General features: G+C 70.2%; 1 pseudogene. It reads left to right on the forward strand.

Features of this window, described 5'->3' with window-relative positions:
- Nucleotides 1-255: pseudogene (locus tag F6X37_RS36175) on the forward strand (IS4 family transposase); the annotation flags it as partial.

Raw genomic sequence — 255 nt, forward strand, 5'->3', positions numbered from 1 at the left:
TCAACGGGTGGGCGGCGCAGCGAGCTGCCGACGGGCTGCGGCCCATGAGTGTGCGTACGGGAGGCTACTGCCGCGCTCGCCAGAGACTGCCGCTGACGATGGTGCGGGAGTTGGCGCGCGAGACGGGACGCCAACTGCATGAGCAGGCCGAGCCTGCCTGGAAGTGGCGCGGGCGCCCGGTCAAGCTGGTTGACGGCACCGGGATCTCGATGCCCGATACGCCGTCGAACCAGGCCCGTTTCCCGCAGTCCAGTG

The sequence above is a fragment of the Paraburkholderia sp. 31.1 genome (assembly GCF_014397645.1).
In the GTDB taxonomy this organism is placed as follows: Bacteria; Pseudomonadota; Gammaproteobacteria; order Burkholderiales; family Burkholderiaceae; genus Paraburkholderia; species Paraburkholderia tuberum.